The sequence below is a fragment of the Nocardia shimofusensis NBRC 100134 genome, assembly GCF_001613125.1.
GTDB classification, from domain to species: Bacteria; Actinomycetota; Actinomycetes; order Mycobacteriales; family Mycobacteriaceae; genus Nocardia; species Nocardia shimofusensis.
Genome location: NZ_BDBT01000059.1, coordinates 1 through 4,287 on the forward strand (window position 1 = coordinate 1; position 4,287 = coordinate 4,287).

Here is a 4,287-nt window from a genome sequence, read left to right on the forward strand (position 1 = left end):
CCGTCGACGTGTTCGAGATGCACTTCGATTCCACTGGACCTGGTTTCCGGCAACGCCACGTCCACGACAACCGCGGCAGCACGGATCTCGGCACGCAACGCCCTGAGCGTGCTGAAACTCAACTCCTTGGCCTGGCGCGCGTCTCCGGTTGCCGATTCGAACAGCTTCCTACCGCCCGAGGCGTCCACGGCCATGCTGAAGGGATAGAAGCCACCATACTGGGACAACCGTTCTTCGGCCAAGTCCAACACCGCGTCGAGCAGGTCGTCCAAATCGTCCTGGACCGGCTGAGGGGTGGCATCCCGCCAAGACATCGATGAACTCCCTCAATCGAATCAGCCGCGCCGCCCAGCTGAGGACGCCTTCCAGGTGCGATCGTACGCACGGGGGGCAAACAGAGTCGAACCCCGAACCCGCTGATTAAGAGTCAGCTGCTTCTCCAACTCGGCATTGGCCGCTCGGCAGGCTGTAGCTGCCATCTGAGGCCGGCGCCGCCCGCCGTACGGGAGGAGAAGACCCATTCGAGCGGACATCTGCAGGGATGGCTACCGCAGCCCGGAACCCGCATCACCCGAGCGGCGCCGAGCCCGGCATGACCGAGCAGACCACACGTGTGCGATGGGCCGCCGCGCAACGTGCTGACGCGTGAGCTTCGCTCACTGGCCCCCTATCCGCACCAGGTTCTGGAGGTGCTACAGCCCGTAGCCGGGAGCGCGGGACGCCCCGGTGCCCGGGTTCGGGTCGGGGTGGTGGCCGCCGAGGCCGGTGCTGGTGTCGAGGCCGCTGTGCTGGTGACCAGCGATGGTTCGGCGGAGGTGTTCGGTGCGGCGTGGCCTAGCGGTGGAGCCGTCAGTGGTGTCGGTTTCGGTGCGGGCGTGGTTTTCGGCGTCGCGTTCGACGCCGGTGAGGTTGTCGCGGCGCTGGATCTCGGCGCGGATGACGCGCAGTTGCGGGGGTTCGTCGAGCGCGGTGAGGCGGTCGAGTTCAGTACGGGCGGTGGTGAGCTCGTCGGCCGCAGCGCTCAGGTGTGTGTCGCGGGCGGTGTAGTCGCCGGCGTCGGTGAGGGCCCGTTCCCACCACCAGCTCGGGGTGGGCACTTCGGCGGTGAGCCGGGCAGCCTCGGCGCGGGCGGCGGCGAGCTGGATCGCGGTCTGGGCTTGTGCGTGTTCGAGTTGGTCGAGGCGTGTCTGGAGTGCGGTGCGGACCCGCCATTTGATGCGGGAGATCGCGGCGAGTTCGCGCTCGGTCGCCCGGATCTCGGCGGTCCGGTGCTCGTGGTCGGCTTGCAGGGTTTCGGCGGTGGCGACGGCGGGTTGTGCGCGACGGATCGCGGCTGCGGTCTGGTCACGCTCGCGTGCGGTGGTCAGGGCGGTTTCGGCGTGATGGACGCGCAGGACCGCGGGGATGCGGACGTGGTCGTTGCCGGGGCGTGGTGTGAGAGCGCGGGCGAGTTCGGCGAGTTCGGTATCGCTCATCCGTCGCGGGTCGCGGGCATCGGTGTCGCGCAGCTGTTCGCGGGCCCGCACCATCGCCGCTTCCCACTCGGCGCCGACCGGCAGGGGCGGAGGTTCGGTCGCGATGTCGAGCGCACCGGCGAGCGCGGGTGTTGGTTGCGGCTTCCTGAGGGGGCGAGGTGGTGGTCATGCGCCAGCGCAGGGCGGCCGCTGGCTGCTCGGCGGGCAGTTACCGGTCGCTGTGAGCGGTGCGGACCGCGGTGGGGATGTCGATGCCGGTGTCGGCGGCGTGGGTGAGTTCGGCGGCGAGGGTTGGCCAGTACGGGTCGGTGGCGATGCGGGGGTCGAGGTCGTCGACGAGCGGGCGCCACCGTCGGGTGTGGGTGGTGTCGGCGGTGCCGATCCGTTCGGCGACGGCCTGGTCGAGGCGTTGCTACTCGCGGCGTTCGGCTACCGGGTAGCGGGTAGGGCCGGTGGGACGGCGGTCGAGATCGGGCACACGGTGGGCGGCGCGCCAGACGGCGAGTTCGGCGACCAGGGCGGGATCGACCTCACGCAGTGCGCGGGCCCACAGCGGCGCGTCGTCGTCGCTGTGGGTGCGGGTCTTCTCGGTGATGGTGGTGGCGAGTTCGGTGATTCGCGCGGCCCGGGCCCTCAGGTGCTGGTGGTCGGGGCGTGGGATTGCAGAGCGGGCGGGATGGCGGGTAGCCACGGCGATGGCCCGCCCGCGCCGTGGGAGTGGCGGCCGGTGGGGTCGATCCGCCAGTCCAGGACCGCGGCGGGGTCGGCGGCGGTGCCGAGTTCACGGCCGGCCGCGGCTTTGGTGAGTCGGGTGAGGGCGTCGGTGCCGGAGAGGTCGAGGACGGCCAGGTGCTGGCGCAGGACCGGCCATGCGTCGGCGTCGGTGATGCCGGGCACGAGCGCTTCAGCGTGGGCGGTGATCTGGTCGAGACGCTCCGCGCCGAGGTGGTTTTCGGCGAGGTGGCCCAGAGCGTGGTGGTAGTCAGTGGCGGGACTGAAAGGCGACGTCAGAGCGCTGACCTGGACGAATGCGCCGATCCGGATGGCGGAAAAGATGTCGCTGAAGATCTTCCCAAGATGCCGCCGGACTGTGATGGCATGACGCTGACCTGGGCACTCGATTCTGGCCGCCGTTAGTGGGTGTTCTCGGCAGATATCGCGGGCTTTCGGGCGGGGAACGGGCGCGTCGCACTTCGATGTACAGTCTGATAGCCGTGTCGTCCACATGCGCCGAAACGCGCCTTGCCGCATATGGTTCCATCTCGACGTCCCTGGCTATGCTCAGCGATCGCGCGCTGCAACAGACCCTGGACGCCGCAGAGCCGGTCGGATCGGGCATCGGCGGGGAGTCGGTGTTGTTGGAGGTTGCCGGGAGGCAGGTGTTCGTCAAGCGGGTACCGCTGACAGACTTGGAACTGCGACCGGAGAACGTCCATTCCACGGCCAATCTCTTCGAGCTGCCGATGTTTTGCCACTACGGCATCGGCAGCCCGGGGTTCGGAGCTTGGCGCGAACTCGCCGCGCATGTCATGACTACCAACTGGGCGCTCGCGGGCGAGTTCGCGGGCTTCCCGTTGATGTACCACTGGCGGGTGTTGCCGGATACGACGCCGCTGCCGCAGGAGCTGGCCGACATCGAACGGGTCGTCGACTTCTGGGAAGGCGGGGCGCAGGTCCGGCGGCGCCTCGAGGAGCGACACTCGTCCTCGGCGAGCATCGCGCTGTTCCTGGAGCACATCCCACGGAACCTGTTCAGCTGGCTCGGTGAGCAACTCCGGGCTGGCAGTGAGGCCGCCGACCGTGCGTTGGCCATGGTGGATCGGGATCTGGCAGCAGGCATCGCGTTCATGAACACCAATGGCCTGTTGCATTTCGACGCCCACTTTCAGAATCTTCTCACCGACGGCGAGCGGCTCTACGTCGCGGACTACGGACTGGCGATCTCCTGCCGGTTCGAGCTCGCGGAGGACGAGCTCGCCTTCTTCGAGCGGCACCGGAACTACGACCGCTGCTACGCGAGCATGTACACGGCGCAGTGGCTGGTAGCCGAACTCTTCGGTCCCGGACGCGATCAGCGTGAGTCCCGCTTGCGTGCGTACGCGTCAGGCCAAGTGCCACTCGGGATCCCGAAGACCGCCGCGGCGATCCTCACCCGCGACGCGCCCGTCGCAGTCGCGATGACGGACTTCTTCAATCTGCTCCGCTACGAAACCAGGCGGGCGCCATACCCGGCAGGGCTCTGATCGGTTCGGCGGATCGGCGCCACCCGGTTCCGGCGAGCAGGGCGGCCGTCAGCGCGGCATCGAGGCCCTGACGGCGCAGATCCTCCAAGGACTGAAGCAGCCGCAATTGCGTCAGCACCAGCTCGTCGAAACCGCCGTGGGCCGTCAGGCCCAAGCGCTAACTGTGGATGCTCGACGTCGCAAACGGCGCGCCGAAGACCTGGAGCAGGCCGCGGCCGAAGAGTTCCGCAAAGTGGGCTAGCCGACTGGCAGGAACCGGTATTCAGGTAGTCGGTATGGTGTAGTGCCTGGTAGGTGGGGCGTTAGGCCGTGGGGCGGAAACGATCGTTTCTGTCCCAGATCCGGTCCACCGGACGGCATTCGCGAAACCACAGCTCGCCACAGCGGTGAGCAGGGTCGAAACCCGTGTGCGGAATCAATGAGACGAAACCGGGCCTGTTGGCCCTTTGTGGGGCGGTCCGGGCGCTCCCCGAACCGAGCGCCACTGACATTCCCGTGCGGCTCGCTCACTGACAGTTTTCGTACGGCCTCGCAGTTTTCCCAATGCATGTCAGTAGGTATTCCCGCTT

The 4,287-nt window shown here is 68.0% G+C and carries 6 protein-coding genes; 2 read left to right on the forward strand and 4 right to left on the reverse strand.

Annotation, left to right across the window (positions count from 1 at the left end; translation table 11 throughout):
• The 4 genes from NS3_RS27955 to NS3_RS27970 form a co-directional block, all read right to left on the reverse strand.
• Nucleotides 1-314, reverse strand: a 314-nt coding sequence (locus tag NS3_RS27955) for a hypothetical protein (protein ID WP_067866018.1), incomplete at its 3' end; no start/stop codon positions are given.
• Nucleotides 315-692: 378 nt separating this feature from the next.
• On the reverse strand, nucleotides 693-1,529 hold the full coding sequence (locus tag NS3_RS27960) for a hypothetical protein (RefSeq protein WP_067866021.1): 837 nt from the start codon (nucleotides 1,527-1,529) through the stop codon (nucleotides 693-695).
• Between the two features lie 358 nt (nucleotides 1,530-1,887).
• A complete protein-coding gene (locus NS3_RS27965) occupies nucleotides 1,888-2,166 on the reverse strand; it encodes a hypothetical protein (protein WP_067866024.1) in 279 nt (92 codons plus the stop codon).
• Nucleotides 2,109-2,372 carry a hypothetical protein gene (locus NS3_RS27970; protein WP_067866027.1) on the reverse strand — a complete coding sequence of 88 codons (264 nt, stop codon included), beginning with the start codon at nucleotides 2,370-2,372 and terminating at the stop codon, nucleotides 2,109-2,111. Before NS3_RS27970 ends, NS3_RS27965 begins: the two co-directional genes overlap by 58 nt.
• 12 nt (nucleotides 2,373-2,384) lie before the next feature.
• On the opposite strand from NS3_RS27970, the gene NS3_RS29375 reads away from it, so the two are divergent.
• Both NS3_RS29375 and NS3_RS27975 read left to right on the forward strand, forming a co-directional pair.
• Nucleotides 2,385-2,612 carry a hypothetical protein gene (locus NS3_RS29375; RefSeq protein ID WP_157101589.1) on the forward strand — a complete coding sequence of 76 codons (228 nt, stop codon included), beginning with the start codon at nucleotides 2,385-2,387 and terminating at the stop codon, nucleotides 2,610-2,612.
• Nucleotides 2,613-2,689: 77 nt separating this feature from the next.
• Nucleotides 2,690-3,718 carry a protein kinase family protein gene (locus tag NS3_RS27975; RefSeq protein WP_245649853.1) on the forward strand — a complete coding sequence of 343 codons (1,029 nt, stop codon included), beginning with the start codon at nucleotides 2,690-2,692 and terminating at the stop codon, nucleotides 3,716-3,718.
• The last annotated feature ends 569 nt before the right edge of the window (nucleotides 3,719-4,287 follow it).

Coding starts and splice junctions, on each gene's coding strand:
- NS3_RS27960 (WP_067866021.1), bottom strand. CDS start 1,529: ATGGTGCGGGCCCGCGAACAGCTGCGCGACACCGATGCCCGCGACCCG.